At 63.2% G+C, this 17,519-nt stretch carries 16 protein-coding genes; 9 read left to right on the top strand and 7 right to left on the bottom strand.

What is annotated here, in order from left to right:
- Positions 1-673 precede the first annotated feature (673 nt).
- From ACFOJE_RS19905 to ACFOJE_RS19930, 6 genes are all read left to right on the top strand, one after another.
- Positions 674-3,265: a YbcC family protein gene (locus tag ACFOJE_RS19905; RefSeq protein WP_377816690.1), complete on the top strand. Its 2,592-nt coding sequence runs from the start codon at positions 674-676 to the stop codon at positions 3,263-3,265.
- Positions 3,266-3,273: 8 nt separating this feature from the next.
- On the top strand, positions 3,274-5,142 hold the full coding sequence (locus ACFOJE_RS19910; RefSeq protein WP_377816691.1) for a proton-conducting transporter transmembrane domain-containing protein: 1,869 nt from the start codon (positions 3,274-3,276) through the stop codon (positions 5,140-5,142).
- A 160-nt stretch (positions 5,143-5,302) separates the two neighbouring features.
- On the top strand, positions 5,303-6,901 hold the full coding sequence (locus tag ACFOJE_RS19915) for a SulP family inorganic anion transporter (RefSeq protein ID WP_377816693.1): 1,599 nt from the start codon (positions 5,303-5,305) through the stop codon (positions 6,899-6,901).
- Between the two features lie 169 nt (positions 6,902-7,070).
- On the top strand, positions 7,071-7,232 hold the full coding sequence (locus tag ACFOJE_RS19920; RefSeq protein WP_377816695.1) for a hypothetical protein: 162 nt from the start codon (positions 7,071-7,073) through the stop codon (positions 7,230-7,232).
- A 299-nt stretch (positions 7,233-7,531) separates the two neighbouring features.
- The gene (locus tag ACFOJE_RS19925) at positions 7,532-8,383 is read left to right on the top strand and encodes a CAP domain-containing protein (protein ID WP_377816697.1); all 852 of its coding nucleotides are present in this window, start codon (positions 7,532-7,534) and stop codon (positions 8,381-8,383) included.
- A gap of 242 nt (positions 8,384-8,625) precedes the next feature.
- Positions 8,626-9,036 carry an HPF/RaiA family ribosome-associated protein gene (locus ACFOJE_RS19930; protein ID WP_377816699.1) on the top strand — a complete coding sequence of 137 codons (411 nt, stop codon included), beginning with the start codon at positions 8,626-8,628 and terminating at the stop codon, positions 9,034-9,036.
- A 53-nt stretch (positions 9,037-9,089) separates the two neighbouring features.
- On the opposite strand, the gene ACFOJE_RS19935 is transcribed toward ACFOJE_RS19930, so the two are convergent.
- Positions 9,090-10,079, bottom strand: coding sequence for a ribonuclease Z (locus tag ACFOJE_RS19935; RefSeq protein ID WP_377816700.1), 990 nt, complete (start codon positions 10,077-10,079; stop codon positions 9,090-9,092).
- A 194-nt stretch (positions 10,080-10,273) separates the two neighbouring features.
- Here ACFOJE_RS19935 and ACFOJE_RS19940 point away from each other — a divergent pair, with 194 nt between their 5' ends.
- The gene (locus ACFOJE_RS19940) at positions 10,274-10,426 is read left to right on the top strand and encodes a hypothetical protein (protein WP_377816702.1); all 153 of its coding nucleotides are present in this window, start codon (positions 10,274-10,276) and stop codon (positions 10,424-10,426) included.
- Between the two features lie 301 nt (positions 10,427-10,727).
- Positions 10,728-10,856, top strand: coding sequence for a hypothetical protein (locus tag ACFOJE_RS19945; RefSeq protein WP_377816704.1), 129 nt, complete (start codon positions 10,728-10,730; stop codon positions 10,854-10,856).
- 170 nt (positions 10,857-11,026) lie between these two features.
- Here the strand turns inward: ACFOJE_RS19945 and ACFOJE_RS19950 are convergent, their stop codons facing one another.
- A complete protein-coding gene (locus ACFOJE_RS19950; protein ID WP_377816706.1) occupies positions 11,027-11,656 on the bottom strand; it encodes an MlaC/ttg2D family ABC transporter substrate-binding protein in 630 nt (209 codons plus the stop codon).
- A 302-nt stretch (positions 11,657-11,958) separates the two neighbouring features.
- Entirely contained in the window at positions 11,959-12,984 is a 1,026-nt protein-coding gene (locus ACFOJE_RS19955; RefSeq protein WP_377816707.1) for a calcium-binding protein, read from the bottom strand.
- A gap of 342 nt (positions 12,985-13,326) precedes the next feature.
- On the opposite strand from ACFOJE_RS19955, the gene ACFOJE_RS19960 reads away from it, so the two are divergent.
- Positions 13,327-13,575, top strand: a complete 249-nt coding sequence (locus ACFOJE_RS19960; RefSeq protein ID WP_377816708.1) for a zinc ribbon domain-containing protein — start codon at positions 13,327-13,329, stop codon at positions 13,573-13,575.
- Positions 13,576-13,686: 111 nt separating this feature from the next.
- Here the strand turns inward: ACFOJE_RS19960 and ACFOJE_RS19965 are convergent, their stop codons facing one another.
- The 4 genes from ACFOJE_RS19965 to ACFOJE_RS19980 form a co-directional block, all read right to left on the bottom strand.
- Positions 13,687-14,238 carry an REP-associated tyrosine transposase gene (locus tag ACFOJE_RS19965; RefSeq protein WP_377816709.1) on the bottom strand — a complete coding sequence of 184 codons (552 nt, stop codon included), beginning with the start codon at positions 14,236-14,238 and terminating at the stop codon, positions 13,687-13,689.
- Between the two features lie 154 nt (positions 14,239-14,392).
- Positions 14,393-15,382 carry a DGQHR domain-containing protein gene (locus tag ACFOJE_RS19970; RefSeq protein ID WP_377816710.1) on the bottom strand — a complete coding sequence of 330 codons (990 nt, stop codon included), beginning with the start codon at positions 15,380-15,382 and terminating at the stop codon, positions 14,393-14,395.
- A gap of 8 nt (positions 15,383-15,390) precedes the next feature.
- Positions 15,391-15,936: a hypothetical protein gene (locus ACFOJE_RS19975; RefSeq protein WP_377816711.1), complete on the bottom strand. Its 546-nt coding sequence runs from the start codon at positions 15,934-15,936 to the stop codon at positions 15,391-15,393.
- A gap of 96 nt (positions 15,937-16,032) precedes the next feature.
- Positions 16,033-17,286 carry a ribonucleotide-diphosphate reductase subunit beta gene (locus ACFOJE_RS19980; RefSeq protein WP_377816712.1) on the bottom strand — a complete coding sequence of 418 codons (1,254 nt, stop codon included), beginning with the start codon at positions 17,284-17,286 and terminating at the stop codon, positions 16,033-16,035.
- Between the last annotated feature and the right edge of the window lie 233 nt (positions 17,287-17,519).

A 17,519-nucleotide genomic window follows, 5' to 3' on the forward strand; every position in this document is an offset into this window, starting at 1 on the left:
ACAAACCTTTCGTCGTCCGATGAGTGATCGATGGAGTAAGGGATAATACTTTTCCCGGGCTTTTCGTTTGTTGTCTGGTATATGAGTCGCCGGGATCGTCATTCAAACAAACTCCAGTAGATATATTTTTGGGATTTTGTATGGGTGGCGCGGAAAGTCTGGTTGAGGCTGTTTTTCACAAATGTTAAGGCTTTGTGGAGATAGTGTTGGGGGTTTATGGACATAATGTCGGGAGTTCATGTTTATAGAGAATAACGTTGAACTTCCTTTTGCGCTGTAGTATTACCTGTACGCAATCGGATACGCCCTCCAGCTACCCGCAGCACTGCAGTAGTGTGGAAAAGCCATAAATATCAATTGGCTGTAATTCTTTTATAAGTACAAGTAAATACGGGAATGCGGGGTTCCAAATGAATCGACTGGTTGAAGATACATAGCGCCACGCTTCGGGGCCTGTTGTCGGTTTTCGATGAATATGGCGCCAGAAGTGGCGCCGTAAATGACCGCTTTTGTTTCTCGGCTGCAAGGGCCGGGAATGTTCCTGTTTAGCGGGCGATTGCAGAAGGACTCCAGGGTTCTTCTGGGAGCGGGTTTGCCGACAACAGCGTCAAAGTGATTCAGGTAGCAAATGGCTTGTCTTGGGTCTGCGCTCATTCGGAAGTTCTTATTTCCAATGACCGCCGGCAGAGCATGGCTTTGTTCAAACTTTCTTCGGGTCATTGGCATCGTTCCGATGGCCTCCGGAGTTGAATCGATGACCGCTAGATCAGAAGGCCCGGCACAGTTCGGCAGTTTCGACGAGGCTGCCGTATTGCACGAACTCGAGCATTATCTTCCGAAGCAGGCGCCCCTGAAGGATTTCGTGCACCACAACACCCTGCACGCCTTCCAGGGTTCGAAGTTCCACGACGCGCTGCGCAACGCCTCGGGCATCTTCGGCTACAACGTTTCGCTCAAGCTGGAGAAATACCGCAGCCTCTATCTGCAGGGGGAGATCACCCCGGCGGTTCTGGACTGGGTCATCCGCCAGCACAAGGGCGATCAGTTCGAGCGCTGGAAGAGCCTGCTCGTCGAGGGCGAGTTCGCACCGCCGGCCCTGCCGCGCATCGGCTCGGTGCGCGCGCACTGGAAGAAGAACCAGCGCGTCGACCTGGACTCGCTGGTGCATCCGCTGCTGTTCCGCATCCTCTGCAGCTACCTCGACCAGGGCATCTCCATCTGGGCCTTCCCGTCCAACGGCGAGGGCTTCCTGAGCGCCCTGCGCGAGCTGGAGCGCCACAGCTTCACCAGCTTCTTCCGCCGCGAGCGGGCACGGCGCCTGCTGCTCGACGGCGACTGCGCCATCGCCGACCTGCTGAGGCTTCTGGTGCGCGACGAGGCGCTGTTCGAGCATTACCTGTTCGACCAGCAGTTCGCCCATCCGGGCTGGTCGGGCATCGTCACGGTGATCGAGGCGCAGCCCGGCACCCTGATCGACAGCCGCAAGATCACCCTGCGCGAGCTGATCGTCTTCGAGCTGCTGCTGGAGATCGACGCGCTCGACGAGCATTTCGACGAGCGTTGGAGCCCGCTGGAGGCCGATCTGGCCGGGGAGCCGCGGGAAATCCTGGCCGAAGTGCCTCGGACCGAACTGCACGACGCCCTGGCGATCTGGCAGGAGGCGCTGGAGTGGAGCTTCTACGACCCGGTGCTGAGCGCCGTCCAGCGCCAGCCCGCGGAGAGCCCGGCGGCGCCGGCGAAGAGCTTCCAGGGCCTGTTCTGCATCGACGACCGCATCTGCTCCTTCCGCCGGCACCTGGAAAGCCTCGATCCGCACTGCGAAACCTACGGTACGCCGGGTTTCTTCGGCGTGGAGTTCTATTTCAAGCCGGCCAACGCCAAGTCCTCTTCCAGGGTCTGCCCGGGTTCGATCGAGCCGCAGTACCTGATCAAGGAGACCGGCGGCCAGGACCGGCGTCGCGCCGAGCCGCACTTCAGCAAGCACTCGCACAACCTGCTGGGCGGCTGGGTGATCTCCCAGACCCTCGGCTTCTGGTCGGCCATCAAGCTCTTCGACAACATCTTCAAGCCTTCGGCCAGCCCCCTCGGCTCGTCCTCCTTCCGGCACATGGAGCGCGGCTCCAGCCTGAGCATCGAGAACCGCTCGCCGGACGAGCGCGAAGACGGCCTGCAGGTCGGCTTCACCGTCGAGGAGATGGCCCAGCGCGCGGAGGGCCTGCTGCGCAGCATCGGTCTGATCCGCGATTTCGCGCCCATCGTCTACGTGGTCGGCCACGGCGCCAGCAACACCAACAACCCGCACTACGCCGCCTACGACTGCGGCGCCTGCTCGGGTCGCCCGGGCTCGGTGAACGCGCGGGTGATCTGCTTCATGCTCAACCATCCGCGGGTGCGCGAGATCCTCGCCGGCAAGGGCGTCGAGATCCCGGCGGCGACCCGCTTCGTCGGCGCGCTGCACGACACCACCCGCGACGAGGTCGCCTTCTACGACGAGGAGTCGCTCGATGCCGACAGCCAGGCCCGCCACCGGGCCAACGTCGCGGTGTTCGACAAGGCCCTGGCGCTCAACGCCAAGGAGCGCTCGCGCCGCTTCGAGCTGACCGACAGCCAGCAGTCGCCGGAGCGGGTGCACGAGGCGGTCAAGGCGCGCGCCGTGTCGCTGTTCGAGCCGCGTCCGGAGCTGAACCACGCCACCAACGCGCTGTGCATCGTCGGGCGCCGTTTCCTGAGCCGCAAGCTGTTCCTCGACCGGCGCTCGTTCCTCAACTCCTACGACTACCGGGTCGACCCGGACGGAACCTTCCTGCTCGGCATCCTGCGCGCTGCGGCGCCGGTCTGCGGCGGGATCAACCTGGAGTACTTCTTCTCCCACGTGGACAACCAGAAGCTGGGGGCGGGGAGCAAGCTGCCGCACAACGTGATGGGCCTGATCGGGGTGGCCAACGGCAACGACGGCGACCTGCGCCCGGGCCTGCCGAGCCAGATGATCGAGGTGCACAACCCGGTGCGGATGATGATCGTGGTCGAGCAGTTCCCCGAGGTGGTGCTGAACACCCTGCGCCAGCATCCGCCCACCTGGGAGTGGTTCGCCAACGACTGGATCAACCTGACCGTCGTCAGCCCCGAGAGCCACGAGCTGTTCCGCTTCCGCGACGGCGCCTTCGAGGCGTACCGCCCGCTGACCGAGCGGATCGGCGTCGCCGCGGACCTCGAGAAACTCTTCGAAACCCAGGCGGACAACCTGCCTGTCCTCGCCCTGAGCTAGGAATCGCCATGGCCTCCGTACTGCAGATCTTCATCTTCCTGCCGCTGATCGGTTTTCTGCTCAGCCTGACCCACCCGGAACGGGACGAGACGCGCATCACGCGCACCGCGCTGGCCACGGTCGGCGCGCACCTGCTCGGCTTCGTGCTGTTCCTCTTCTACTGGGCGTGGCACGGCTTTCCCTCCCTGGACCTGAAGGACTTCATCGTCTTCCAGACCGGCAGCTACGAGTTCTACATCGACTTCCTGTTCGACCGGATCACCGCGACCTACGTGTTCGTCGGCGCCTTCCTGACCCTGATGGTGCTGCTCTACAGCCGCCGCTACATGCACCGCGAGCCCGGCTACAAGCGCTTCTTCAGCACGGTGCTGTTCTTCTACGCCGGCTACAACATGGTGGTGTTCTCCGGGAACATGGAGACCATGTTCACCGGCTGGGAGGTGCTGGGGATCACCTCGTTCCTGCTGATCGCCTTCTACCGCGACCGCTACCTGCCGGTGAAGAACGCGGTCAAGGTGTTCTCCATCTACCGGATCGGCGACGTCGGACTGCTGCTGGCCATGTGGGCGATGCACCACCTGTTCCACGCCAACGTCAGCTTCCACATGCTGCAGAACCGCGACTTCGTGCTCGAGCATCTGCAGCCGCACGCCTTCGGCGGCCTGTTCATCTCCATGATGATCCTGCTGGCCGCCGCGGCGAAGTCGGCCCAACTGCCGTTCTCCAGCTGGCTGCCGCGGGCCATGGAGGGGCCGACGCCGTCGAGCGCGATCTTCTACGGCTCGCTGTCGGTGCACATCGGCGTGTTCCTGCTGCTGCGCACCGCGCCGCTGTGGCGGGGCGAGCCGTGGGTCTGCGCCGTCATCGGCCTGCTGGGGTTCTCCACCAGCGTCGTCGCCACGGTGATCGCCCGCTCGCAGTCGGCGATCAAGAGCCAGATCGCCTACGCCTCCATCGCCCAGATCGGCCTGATCTTCATCGAGATCGCCGCCGGCCTCGACACCCTGGCCCTGGTGCACTTCGCCGGCAACGCCTTCCTGCGCACCTACCAGCTGCTGGTGTCGCCGTCGGTGGTGACCTACCTGATCCGCGAGCAGTTCTACAACTTCGTGCCGCGCCAGCACCAGGCCACATGGCGCCTGCCGAAGAAGCTGATGTATTCCCTCTACATGCTCTCGGTGCGGGAGTTCGACCTGGACGCCTTCATGTACCGCCGGCTGTGGAACCCGATGAAGAGCCTGGGCCGGCGCCTGGACTTCCTGAGCTTCTGGCGGGTCCTCGGCTTCTTCGTGCCGGTCTATCTGCTGGGGGGGTTCCTGGCCTACCGGCGCGATGCGCTGCCGGTCGGGGTCGTCCAGGCCCTGCCGGTGGTCTTCTCCACGATGGCGGCGATCCTGGTGCTCAAGTCGTTCACCGAGCGCAAGCACGCCCGGATGACCTGGCTGCTGGCGATCATGACGCACTTCTGGATCGCCCTGGCCACCTCGTTCAACGCCAGCTTCGACTTCGCCGAGAGCTACGTCTACCTGAGCGGCGTCGCCCTGGCCGGCCTGGTCGGCTTCCTCTGCCTGCGGCGGCTCAAGGAGCTGGAAGGCGACATCCACCTCGACCACTTCCACGGCCATTGCCGCCAGCACCCGCGGATCGCCTTCGTCTTCCTGCTGTGCTGCCTGTGCGCCACCGGCTTTCCGATCAGCCCCACCTTCGTCGGCGAGGACCTGATCTTCGCCCACATCGAGGAAGGGCAGATCGGTCTGGCCTTCCTGACCAGCTTCAGCTTCATCCTGGTCGGCCTGTCGATCATCCGCATCTATGCACGGGTGTTTCTCGGGCCGCACGCCAAATCCGTCTACGAGGTGGCCTACAAATCTTCCTGATTCGATCCGATTCCGATCTCGCCCGGGGAGGAGCGGATTCGTCCGCGATCGGCGGTGGCAGGCACAGCCTCGCGAGCGAGCCCGCTCCTACCGGTTCGACCAGAGCTATCCATACCCAGCATTCGAAAGTGCATGACAATACCGAAGGAGCCATTGCCCAATGAAAGCGAGTGCAATTCCCGAAGATGGCCTCAAGGGCCTCAAGCAAAACTGGCGCAGCGACGTGGTATCGGGGTTCCTGGTATTCCTGCTGGCGCTTCCCCTGAGTCTCGGCATCGCCAAGGCCAGTGAGTTCCCGCCGGCCATGGGCGTGCTGACCGCCATGATCGGCGGCATGTTCGTCAGCCTGTGCGCCGGCTCGCGGCTCACCATCAAGGGCCCGGCCGCCGGCCTGATCACCATCTGCGCCGGCGCCGTGGTCGAGTTCGGCGGCGGCGCCCAGGGCTGGCACCTGGCGCTCGGCGCCATTGTGGTAGCGTCCATGCTGCAGATGCTGTTCGGCTTCCTGCGCTTCGGCTCGCTGAGCGACTTCTTCCCGCACTCGGTGGTGCACGGGATGCTGGCGGCGATCGGCCTGATCATCTTCGCCAAGCAGATCCACGTGCTGCTCGGCATCGATCCGGCCACCCTCAAGGGCCTCGACCTGATCCAGCTGTTCGAGCGGATTCCCGCCTCGATCATGCACGCCGATCCCCACGTGGCCCTGGTCGGCGTCATCAGCCTGGCGATCATCTTCGGTCTGCCGCTCTTGAAGATTCCGGGTTTGCAGAAGGTGCCGGTGCCGATGCTGGTGCTGCTGGTGGCCGTCCCCATGGCCCTGATCCTCGACTTCCGCCACACCGAGCCGGTGTTCGACATGGTGACCATCGGCAACTTCTGGTCCAACGTCGGCCTGAACGTGGATTTCTCCCTGATCGGCACCGCGGTGTTCTGGAAGTACGTGCTGATGTTCCTCTTCATCGGCAGCCTGGAATCCCTGCTGACGGTCAAGGCCGTCGACGGGCTCGACCCCTGGAAGCGGGCCTCGGACGCCAACCGCGACCTGGTCGCGGTTGGCGCCGGCAACGCGCTGTCCGGGCTGCTCGGCGGCCTGCCGATGATCTCCGAGGTGGCCCGCAGCTCGGCCAACGTCACCTTCGGCGCGCGCAGCCGCTGGAGCAACTTCTTCCACGGCCTGTTCCTGTTCGTCGCCATGCTGATGTTCATCCCGGTCATCGAGATGATCCCCAACGCGGCCTTGGCGGCGCTGCTGATCTCCGTGGGCTACCGTCTGGCCTCGCCTCGCGAGTTCTTCAAGGTCTACCGCATCGGCGTCGAGCAGTTGGTCATCTTCGTCGTGACCGTGCTGGTGACGCTGTCCACCGACCTGCTGATCGGCGTCGGCGCCGGCATCGCCACCAAGCTGGCGCTCAGCCTGGTGCACCGGGTCCCGCTGGACAACCTGTTCAAGGCCCGCTACAGCCGCGCCAAGGAGGCCGGCGGTGAGCGGATCAGGGTGAGCGGGGCGGCGGTCTTCTCCAACCTGCTGGGCTTCAAGAAGCTGTTCGGCCAGATCGACCGCGGCACCCGGGTGACTCTGGACTTCTCCGCGGCCCATCTGGTGGATCACACCTTCATGGAGTTCATCGAGCACCTCAAGGAAGAGTTCGAGCATGCCGGCGGCAAACTGGTCGTCAGCGGCATCGAGAACCTCAAGCCGTTCTCGAAGCACCCGCTGGCGGCCCGCAAGCGCCTGCCGAGCCACGCCCAGCTCGCCTGACCTGCGGGGCGGAGGCAACGGATTGCCTCTTGCCGCTCCCTGCGGCGGACTTGCGAAACCCCTCTTCCATCCGAGCCTCTTGCCGGGAGGCGCAGGGAGGTCTTGCCCCTTCGGGGACAGGTCTAGACTGAGAAGGGCATTCCGTCAGCCGTAACAGCGAGGTGTCGTCATGTCGAAGACCAGCGGATCCAAGGGCGGCCACAAGGGCGAGCCGACCCACGAGAAGGGCGGCGGAGAAGGGCTACCGCCCAAGAACTGGCCCTCCACGACCGGCGAACCCAGCATGGGCGGTCGCGCCACCGTGAGGGAACGGAAGGAGAAGGATCGCTGACCCGCGTCAGCGGATGATCGGATCGTTCCCACGCTCCGCGTGGGAACGCCCTTGGCCCTATTCACCGGCTCCCTCGCATTCAGGCGCTGGGAGCATCCTTCGGGACGCCCCCGCGCTCCCGCCGCCGACTCGTCGGCCGACCGCCTAATCTCCGCACCCATCGTCCAGCCCGTCGAGCCGTTGCCGGGGATGCCCTGTGTCAAGGATTCGCCCCGGAAACGTCCGATTCGGGCGCCGGGACATGCTCTAAGGCCGGCAATCGCGCATCATGTGCGCAGTCAGAAAGAAAGGAGTTTTTCATGCGCATTGCTTCACCCGTTGCGCGGCTTGCCGCGTTGTCGTTGGGACTGCTGTCCGCCGCCGCTGCCGGGGCGAGCGAAGAGGCGCAGTTGGTGGAATCGATCAACGCCTACCGCGGCCAGGTGCAGCGCTGCGCCGGCCAGGCGTTCGCGGAGCTGCCGCCGCTGTCGGACGACCCGCGACTGATCCAGTCCGCCGGCAGCACCGGCGACCTGCAGGAGGCGCTGACCCGCGCCGCCTATCCGATGGTCAACGCCCAGGCGATCAGCCTGTCCGGGCCGCGCGACGTACCGGCGGCCATGCGGGCGCTGCAGGAGAGCTTCTGCCGGGTGCTGCTGGACCCGCAGTTCGTCGACGTCGGGGTCAGCCGCACCGGGCGGGACTGGCGCATAGTGCTGGCGCGACCGCTGCTGGCCGGGCGCATGGGCGACTGGCAGGCGGAGGGGCACAAGCTGCTCGGGCAGATCAACGACGTGCGCGCCCATTCCCGCGAGTGCGGCGGCCAGCTGTTCCCCGCGGCGGCGCCGCTGACCTGGAACGCCGAACTGGCGACGGCGGCCGAGGCGCACAGCCGGGCCATGGCCAACGGCAACTTCTTCGATCACAAGGGCAGCGACGGCACCACCCCGGGGGACCGGGCGGAGCTGGCGGGCTACAGCGGCGGGCAGGTCGGCGAGAACATCGCCGCCGCGCTGGATAGCACGCGCAAGGTGGTCGACGGCTGGCTGGCCAGCCCTGGCCACTGCGCCAACCTGATGAACCCGCAATTCCGCGACCTGGGCGCCGCCTACGCGGTCGATCCGAAGAGCGATGCGGGGATCTACTGGACGGCATTGTTCGGCGCGCCTTGAGGGCTTCGGCCGGGGGGAGGGCGCGCCATGGAGGCGACCGAAAGAACCATCCTAGGCCCGCTCCGGACCTGGCGTCCAGCCCCGACGCGGCCGATGTCGCGGGTGGCTGATTCAGGTCAGCGAAGAATGTTTCTTTATGCGTCAGGGACTTCCATACGCTGCGGGTTGGCGTAGTCTGGAGACGTCGCCCGAGCACGTCAGTACGCGGCGACATTGCTGATCGGTTGAATAAGGAACGGCGTATGCAACTCCAGGTTCACAGCGATAACCATATCGATGGCAGTGCCCGCCTGGCCGGGTGGGTCCGTGCTACCGTCGCCAGCAAATTCGAGCGTTACGACGAGGAGTTGACCCGCGTTGTCGTCCACCTGAACGACGAGAACGGCAACAAGGCAGGCGCCAACGACAAGCGCTGCCAGATCGAGGCCCGTGCCAGGGGCCAGCAGCCGGTTTCGGTGACCTACAAGGCCGAATCCCTGGAGTACGCCCTGGACGGGGCGATGGAGAAGCTGGGCCGTGCCCTGGCCCACCGCCTCGGCAAACAGCGCAGCAAGCGCCTCGGCGCCAATCGCGAAGAGCTGGGCGACGTGGTCGAGCGTGACCGCCTGCTGGAAGAGGATTTCCTCGCCGAGCAGCAACTGCTCACCGCCTGATTCCTCAGCAGAAAAGACAGACCGCCGGCAGTCGGGAGCTGCCGGCGGTTTTTTTATGGGGCGTGCCCGTCGCCTCGGCGGTCGGGTTCGACCCTGTGCAGTTCCCCATCCCGGCCTAGGTGAAAGCGCGCGAAATCCTCCGCCAGAAATAGCCGGCCCCGATACAGAGCCGCGGCTTCGGCGCGGATGTCCTCGATGGACGGGCTGCGTTTCGGATCGGCCTGGTAGCGGGCGCTGAAGTGGGTCAGGACCAGATGGGCGAGGCCGGCCTGCTCGGCGAAGGCGGCGACCGCGGCGGCGGTGCTGTGGCCGAAGTCGGCCCGGGCGTCGTTCGCCACGGCCCGGGTATAGGTGGCTTCGTGGACCAGCACCTGGGCGCCTTGGCAGGCCTCGGTCAGCAGTTCCGGGCGGTCGTTGTCGCCGCCGACCACCACCCGGCGGGGCGGGCGGTCGAAGATCAGGTAGTCGTCGCTGCGCAGCAGGCGCCCTTCGTACTGCACGTCGGTGCCGCGAATCAGCTGGCCCCAGAGCGGGCCGCGGGGGATGCCGTGCCGGTCGAGCTTGTCGATGTTCAGGCGCGGATCCGGGCGCGCCTCGCTGAAACGGTAGCCGTAGCAGGGCACCCGGTGGGAGAGGGCGACGGCCTCGACGCGCAGACTCCCGCCCCGCCATTCGCCCAGGGACTCGGCGGCATGGAAGTGCAGTTCGAACGGCAGCCAGACCCGGGTGAGACGCAGCGTCGTTCGGACCCATTCCTCGATGCCGGCCGGGGCGACGATATGCAGCGGGGCCTTTCTGCCGTGCATGCCGGCGCTGGCCAGAAGGCCGGGCAGGCCGTAGCAGTGGTCGCCATGGACATGGGTGACGAAGACCGCGCGCAGCTCATGCAGCGAGAGCGGGGTGCGCAGCACCTGATGCTGGGTGGCCTCGCCGCAGTCCACCAGATGCCAGCCCCTGCCGGTGTCCTCCAACAGCGCCAGCCCGGTGACGTTGCGGGCCCTGGTGGGGGTTCCGGAGGAGGTGCCGAGAAATAGCAGGTCCACGTTCGGGGTTCCGTCGTTCTGGGTCGTATCAGTATGCCGCAGGGCGTTGGTTCGCGCCCCGAATCCGGCAGGAGGCAGGACCGCTCCTCCCATCCGCCGCTGCGGTATCAGAACGATAGGGCGCGAAGGTCCTCCAAACCCTGAGGGCCGCCTTGAAGCGGCCTTCTCACCCAAAGCGCGAGGAGGAAGCCGACATGACCGACCCTGACGATCCGCACAAGGACGGCCTGACCCCGCCGGATTACGACGAATACGGCGACGTGCCCGACTCGGGCGCCGACGCCGAGGAAGAGGACGACGAGACTTCCGAGGTTCCGCACAGTCCTGGCGAAAGTCCGCTTGGCTGACTTCCGGCCGGCTGGAAAGCCGCACAGCCGATCCCTGCCGATTCCGCCTTGTCCGTTTCAGTTTCCGCGCTCCCGAATCCGTCCGAAGCCGGTTCCGAGTCTTCCAACGGTGAAGGCTCGGATGGTCGGGCGCTCAGCCGAATTCCTGCCACCCGGACGGGATAAACCGCGAGGAATATTCCGGCCGATAGGCTAGACAAGTCGGCCGGTCCGCCCTACAAAGGCGCACGTCGCGCAGGGCGGGCGAATGGCCCATGAATGCCCTGTATTCGCTGGGTTTGATCTGAAGGCAGGTGGAGTCGTGAGAAAGAAGAAACCGGTAGACCCCGTTCGTCAGGCACAGAAGAATCGTGCCCATCGGATCGGCTGGCTGATCGCCCTGGCCGGCATCGGTTGCGGGTTCGCGTTGCTGGCGCTGAAGTCCGCGTGAAGGGCTTTGCCGCTGTGGCGGGGAGGGCGGCTGGCCGAAAGGCTGGTCGCTGAACCCGGTCGGCGGTGTCGTATTGGCACCGCCGAAAACCGGGCGGGGCAGGCGGAATCGGCTGTCACGTCGCGCGCACATCCCCGGCGCGCAACGTGCAATCGTTTCCGGTGCGGGGCTTACTTGGCCTTATCGCCGCCCTGATCGGCGCTGGCGGCCATTTCGGTCCAGCCGTCGATGGTCTTGTCGAGATTGCCGCCATTTTCCTGCATGGCATGGGCGAACTGGTCGCGGTAGATCTTACCGATGTTGAGACCGCTCATGACCAGGTTGCGCATCAGCCACTGACCGTTGCTGTTCACCATGGTGTACGACACTTCGTGCGTTTCGCCTTTCCCGCCGTGGACTTCCAGACGAATGCTGGCGCGGTCGTCGGTCGGAGCCGCAGACGGCAGTACCTTAATCTCCTTGGGATCGAATTCGAGCATGCCGTTGCTGTAGAACTGCATCAGGCCGTGGCGGACGTTTTCCTTGAAGCGGGCCATCTGCTCGGGGCTGGCCTGCTTGGCATAGGTGTTCATGATGCTGCGGGCCATGCCCTCGGCATCCACGATGGGGCCGATGATGTTGTCCATCGAGGCGTACAACGCTTCCGGCTTGCTGCGGTACTGGGCCTTGTGGGAGTTGAGATCCTTCATCATCTCCTGGGTCTTTTGCTCGATCAGGGCCTGCGGAGTTGCATCTGCCTGAGCGAACAGCGGCAGGGCCGCCAGCAGAATCAGAAAACCACGGCGTAGCGTTTTAAGCATGATTTTTTCTCTGGTAGGTGTTTCTGGTTATTCGCACGGTTGCCGGTGACACGTCGGGCCCGATGCCTATTTTCACGTTAGATCAAGACGGGCCGGTGCGTCGTCGTGCCAACGCCGTGCGCATGAATCGTCGAAAACCGCGGCTAGTTTAACGCCACCGGTCCGATACTCGATTACCTGGATATCAAAGAAGTTTTTCAGGAACGCACTCGCGCATCCGCGGCAACGGTCGTGCGTAGCGCGTCGCTGCTCCGGCAGGGCGATCGCTCCCGCGCGGGAGCGCGGAAACGATCATCGTCCTGTCACGTCACGAGGTCCTGCCATTGCAGCGTCTCGATGCCCGTCAGCTCGATGGCGAGCTCCGCCTGGGCATCATCGTCCACGTTGCCGTACAGCACGCCGTCGGCGAATCTCAACTGGCCGGGTTCGCTGAAGGCGTCGTCGGCGTCCAGCAGCACGCCGAAGGCATCGTCGTCCGGCGTCGCCCGGTTCGCATCGACCCGCTGCAGATCGATCCGGTCGTCTCCCGGTTCGAAGTCGGTGATCCGGTCCCGGGTGTCGGCCGAGGGACCGCTCTCGTCACTCCAGCCATAGGCGAACACGTCCTGGCCGTCGCCGCCGCTCAGGCGGTCCCGGTCGTTGCCGCCTTCCAGCCGGTCGTCGCCGTCGCCGCCGATCAGGGTGTCGTCGCCGGCGGCGCCCACGAGCGAGTCGTTGCCGCTGCCGCCTTCCAGCCGGTTGTCGCCCGAGGCGCCGTACAACAGATCGTTGCCGCCCAGGCCGTAGAGGCTGTAGTCGGTGATGGTGGCGTCGAATTCGTCTTCGGGAGTGATGCGATTGTCAGCGTCGTTGCCGTAGGCCACCCGGGTGTCGTGCATGATGATGTCTTCGAAATGTTCGGGCAGCCTGAGGAGCTCCAGCTCGATGGCATAGATGGTGTCCCGGCCGCCCGACTCGCCCTCCACCAGCTCCACCGGGCCGCTGATCCGGTAGTGATCGTCACCGCTGCCGCCGATCAGTACATCGCCTTCGTCCCCGTCTATCAGGGTGTCGGCGTCGCTGCCGCCCACCAGCCGGTCCGCGCCGCTGCCGCCGACCAGCAGATCGAGCCCCGAGCCGCCATACAGGCGGTCGTCGCCCGCATCGCCGTACAGCTCGTCGTGATCGGTACCGCCGTAAAGACGGTCGTCGCCGCCGCCGCCGTGGAGTTTGTCCTGGCCGGCGGAGCCGTACAGTTCGTCGTCGTCTGCTGTTCCCACGAGATTCAGGCCCGCGTTGTAGCCCTGCGCGAATTCCTCACTCGTTGCGATCGATCGTACGGACGCCATGATCTCACCTCGCTCTAGCCGGGTTGGTGGGCGCCGGGAGAGAGCCGCTTCGCCTGTGAAGACCTCGCCCGCGGCCTGCAAGCATAGCTGCCCGATTCGCGCGTTCATGGCTCCGGCGGTTTTCCGCCGGTGAACCGATCTTCGAGGGTGCCGGATCTCGATGCCTCGGTCCTGCGGCAGAGGGAATGTCCGGGCCAGCTCGCTGGGCCGCGGCGCGCTCTGCGGCGTACAATCCCGCTTCGCCCCGCTCCTGCACGAAGGGGCATGGCGGCGGCCGGCTCCTGCCGTTCAGGCGGGCTGCCGTGGATCGCCGATGCACACATCAATCGCGAGAGGAATTCCATGCCGACCTACGATTACCGCTGCGAAGCCAACGGCCAGGTGTATGAAGTCCAGCATCCGATGGCGCTGCGCCCGAAAACCTGGGGCGAGCTGCGCGCCGCCTGCGCGCTGGCGGAAGACTCGTCGATCCCGGACGACGCGCCAGTGACCAAGCTGTTGAGCGCCGCCGGCGTGGTCAACAGCCGGGTGCTGAAGAACCCGGAACCCCCGGCCTGCGCGCGGGGGAACTGCGCCGGCAACTGCCGCTGAGCGGGGACAGCCCGTCAGCCCGTAGGGTGGAAAACTCGCGTAGCGATTTTCCACCGCTGCCGTCCCTAACGGCCGCCCCCACGCAGGGTAGAAAACCCGCGCAGCGGTTTTCTACCAATCCGCCTCAACTCGCTCCCCCCAAGCTTTCGGCTCGCCGCCGCGATCGTCGCCCGCCCAATCCGGGGCATAGATGCCTTCGCGCACCGCACGGTGGAAGCTCGACCACGGCCAGTCGGCCACCCGCGCCACATGCCTGTGCTTCACCGGGTTGTGGTGCAGGTAATCGAGGTGCCGTTGGTAATCGAGGTCGTCGCGGATCAGGTGTTCCCAGTAGCGCCGTTGCCAGAGGCCGCGCTCGCCACGGGCGGCCTGTGCGGCATTCGGCGTGCTGCGCCCCGGCAGACGGCGGGAGAAGGCCGCCTTGATGATCTTCCAGCGCAGCGCGAAGTCGCGGTCGCCTGCCGGCAGCGTCCAGATGCAGTGCATGTGCTCCGGCAGCACCACCCAGGCATCGATATGGAAGGGATGCCGCGCGCGAGTCGCCCGCACCGTGGCGCGTAGCAGGTCGATTTCCCGCACCAGCAGATCGCTGCGCCGGTCGCGCAGGTTCACCGTGAAGAAATAGGTCGCTCCCGGCACGCGGGCACGTCGGTAGTTGGACATGGTTCCTCCCTGAGCCGGTGGGCCGTTGCCGGCAGCCCTGCCCGGTAGACAAGGCTGCGCCGTTGTCTACCCTACGTCACCCACCCCTGCGTGCACTCCCGTAGGGTGGAAAACTTGCGCAGCGATTTTCCACCAGGGAGGTCCGGGCTACTCGCTAAATTTTTGTTTCGCGAAGAGCCTCTATGATGCGCTCCCTTATTGCAATCATTGAGGAGTTCCCTGTTCCTTCTGGAGGGGTGGGGGCTAGTTCAAAGAATTTTGTGAAAACCTTCTCAAAGAACTCTTCGCTTATATCTCTTTTTTTCTCGCCAGCATAAACGATCTCGCTTAGTGCTTGCGTGACGCCGCCGTATCCTGATGTTCTGTAGAAGTAGTCTTTCGGGTATTTGTTTTGAGTGCTCTCAATGGCGTTATCTATAGCTTTAAAGCAGTTAATGATGAGTTTTCTTAGTACCCAGTCCTCTTCTTTTTCATAGTACTTTATGAGTGAGCTGGATTTCTTGTTTATGGTTTTTAAAAGCTGGTCAATAAACGCGGATTGTGAGAGGCTTTCTGTATCTTCTATTTTCTTTCCGAGGATTTTAATTCTCTTGTGGAATGGAGATAGAGGGTCGTCATTAAGTGACTTCACGATCTCGTGACAAACTCGCTCTTTGCTCCTTTTGGGGTCTAATGCAAATAGGTCGTATATCAGGGATTTTGATACTTGTTTTTGGTTGCTGTTAATTGTTGTGAAGATGGTTGCTTCGGAGTAGGTGTCTATCCCGAAGACAAAGACAATTAAGAGCTCGATTTCTTCCAATATGCTTTCTGGTGTTTCTTTGAGTCCAAGTACCCTGTGCTGGCCATCAAGAATGTGGCCAATTATTTTCTCGTTTTCACTTATCTCTAAGTGAGTGTCTGTGAGTTTTATACAGTTTTCATAAGCTGAGACGATGATTGGTGTAGGGATGATTGCATCGGGAGTGCCAAGGTAGTTTCCGATGTCTCTTACCCTTTTACGGTCATCATCTCGCTGTATGCCATCGCTGCTGTCACTGCGTCGTCTAATTGCTAGTCGATGGATTATTTCGGGTGCTTTAATGGTGCAGGTATAGAAAGTTGCACCGGGCTGGTTGTATCTAAGGAAACTGTGCTTGCTCATTTTTTTCCTCAAATCTTCATGCCGTTAATGGTGCTGGTGTTTTTCTCGGATTCACTGGTCATACGCTTGGCATTGTTTTCCCAAGTCTTGACGACGGCACTGGCGGATTCGTTTTCTTCAACGGTCCATAGAATGGTCGATAGTAGTATAGAGAATGTATAGATGGACCAATGGAATATGGCATTCTCTCTATAGGCGAATGCTGGATTTTGGGTTAATTCAAATGCTATGAAAACACCAAGTAATATGGTGATTGCTGTTACGAGGAGTAGTGAGGATTTCAGTTCGCGGTTGCCTATTTCCTTGCGCTTAATGTACTCGCGCACCATAAAATAGGATGAGCTTGCAAGCATGGCTGTGGAGAAAACAATAAAGTTTCCACTGGCTGCTTGGGTGCTGATGCTTGCCGCTGCTCCATTTCCTTGCCAGAGTGAGTGGAGGATGGCGAGAGTTGGGCCTAGCTGGCCGAAAATTACGATAATAAATATGAACCAGCCTAGGCTGATTAGTCGCGTCTTATGCTGATCCAACCAGATCTTAATGGGGTCGCACATGCATTTGCACATGAGATTATTCCAAGCCTGTATCTTCTTGTGAAAGAGGGGGCATAAAGCCCCCTCAATTTGTTACAACCTTATAGTGGGGATTGATCAATCCCAGCTCAACGCCCCACCGGTCTGATACTCAATCACCCGCGTCTCGAAGAAGTTCTTCTCCTTCTTCAGGTCCATGATCTCGCTCATCCACGGGAAGGGGTTGGTCACGCCGGCGTACTGTTCCGGCAGGCCGATCTGGGTCAGGCGGCGGTTGGCGATGAACTTGAGGTAGTCCTCCATCATCGAGGCGTTCATGCCGAGCACGCCTCTAGGCATGGTGTCGCGGGCGTATTCGATTTCCAGCTGGGTGCCCTGGAGGATCATCTGGGTCGCTTCGTCCTTCATCTCGGTGTCCCACAGGTGCGGGTTCTCGATCTTGATCTGGTTGATCATGTCGATGCCGAAGTTCAGGTGCATGGATTCGTCGCGCAGGATGTACTGGAACTGCTCGGCGGTGCCGGTCATCTTGTTGCGGCGGCCCATGGAGAGGATCTGGGTGAAGCCGCAGTAGAAGAAGATGCCTTCTAGCACGCAGTAGTAGGCGATCAGGTTCTTGAGGAACTGCTTGTCGGTCTCGACGGTGCCGGTGTTGAACTGCGGGTCGGAGATCGAGCGGGTGTACTTGAGGCCCCAGGAGGCCTTCTTCGCGACGCTCGGGATCTCGTGGTACATGTTGAAGATTTCGCCTTCGTCCATGCCCAGCGATTCGATGCAGTACTGGTAGGCGTGGGTGTGGATGGCTTCCTCGAAGGCCTGGCGCAGGATGTACTGGCGGCATTCCGGGTTGGTGATCAGGCGGTAGACGGCCAGGGCCAGGTTGTTGGCGACCAGCGAGTCGGCGGTGGAGAAGAAGCCGAGGTTGCGCATGACGATGCGGCGCTCGTCCTCGGTGAGGCCGTCCTTGCTCTTCCACAGGGCGATGTCCGCGTTCATGTTGACCTCTTGCGGCATCCAGTGGTTGGCGCAGCCGTCGAGGTACTTCTGCCAGGCCCAGTCGTACTTGAAGGGCACGAGCTGGTTGAGGTCGGCGCGGCAGTTGATCATGCGCTTCTCGTCCACGCGCACGCGGGCGGCGGCGCCTTCGAGGTCTTCCAGGCCTTCGCGGACGTCCAGCTCGTTCAGCGCGGCCTTGGCGCGGGCGACGGCGTCGGAGTCGTCGGCGGCGACGGCGCGGGCGTCGTGGGCGGCGGCGTCGCCGGCCTGGTTCAGGCTGTCCAGGCTCATGGCCGCGACCTGCGGCTGTGCAGCGGCGGCCGGCTGCTTGGCGGCGCCTTCTTCGGGTTGGTCGAATTCGTCCCAGCTCAGCATGGCGATGTCTCCTGATTGGGGGACCGGATCACGGCCGGTCGGAAAGGGTGGTCTGCTTTCGAGTGCTGCACGCAAAAGCGAAATCTTGTGGGGGCGGATGCTCTCAATGGGCTGCGCCCGAAGCGAGCGCGAAGCTGAGCGAGTGAGCGCTAGGCGCCCGGCGAGCCGGAGCCCCTGAGCGTACTGACGTACGCGATGGGGGCCGGCTGGCCGGGCAACGACGCGGGCGCCGC

This window comes from Azotobacter bryophylli, assembly GCF_042643485.1.
Classification (GTDB): Bacteria; Pseudomonadota; Gammaproteobacteria; order Pseudomonadales; family Pseudomonadaceae; genus Azotobacter; species Azotobacter bryophylli.

Excerpts from the sequence above, each read along its gene's own strand:
- ACFOJE_RS19960 (WP_377816708.1), top strand. The coding sequence starts at position 13,327 with ATGCCGACCTACGATTACCGCTGCGAAGCCAACGGCCAGGTGTATGAA.
- ACFOJE_RS19955 (WP_377816707.1), bottom strand. The coding sequence starts at position 12,984 with ATGGCGTCCGTACGATCGATCGCAACGAGTGAGGAATTCGCGCAGGGC.
- ACFOJE_RS19940 (WP_377816702.1), top strand. The coding sequence starts at position 10,274 with ATGACCGACCCTGACGATCCGCACAAGGACGGCCTGACCCCGCCGGAT.
- ACFOJE_RS19965 (WP_377816709.1), bottom strand. The coding sequence starts at position 14,238 with ATGTCCAACTACCGACGTGCCCGCGTGCCGGGAGCGACCTATTTCTTC.
- ACFOJE_RS19930 (WP_377816699.1), top strand. The coding sequence starts at position 8,626 with ATGCAACTCCAGGTTCACAGCGATAACCATATCGATGGCAGTGCCCGC.
- ACFOJE_RS19915 (WP_377816693.1), top strand. The coding sequence starts at position 5,303 with ATGAAAGCGAGTGCAATTCCCGAAGATGGCCTCAAGGGCCTCAAGCAA.
- ACFOJE_RS19925 (WP_377816697.1), top strand. The coding sequence starts at position 7,532 with ATGCGCATTGCTTCACCCGTTGCGCGGCTTGCCGCGTTGTCGTTGGGA.
- ACFOJE_RS19910 (WP_377816691.1), top strand. The coding sequence starts at position 3,274 with ATGGCCTCCGTACTGCAGATCTTCATCTTCCTGCCGCTGATCGGTTTT.
- ACFOJE_RS19950 (WP_377816706.1), bottom strand. The coding sequence starts at position 11,656 with ATGCTTAAAACGCTACGCCGTGGTTTTCTGATTCTGCTGGCGGCCCTG.
- ACFOJE_RS19975 (WP_377816711.1), bottom strand. The coding sequence starts at position 15,936 with ATGTGCGACCCCATTAAGATCTGGTTGGATCAGCATAAGACGCGACTA.
- ACFOJE_RS19970 (WP_377816710.1), bottom strand. The coding sequence starts at position 15,382 with ATGAGCAAGCACAGTTTCCTTAGATACAACCAGCCCGGTGCAACTTTC.
- ACFOJE_RS19920 (WP_377816695.1), top strand. The coding sequence starts at position 7,071 with ATGTCGAAGACCAGCGGATCCAAGGGCGGCCACAAGGGCGAGCCGACC.
- ACFOJE_RS19980 (WP_377816712.1), bottom strand. The coding sequence starts at position 17,286 with ATGCTGAGCTGGGACGAATTCGACCAACCCGAAGAAGGCGCCGCCAAG.
- ACFOJE_RS19905 (WP_377816690.1), top strand. The coding sequence starts at position 674 with ATGACCGCCGGCAGAGCATGGCTTTGTTCAAACTTTCTTCGGGTCATT.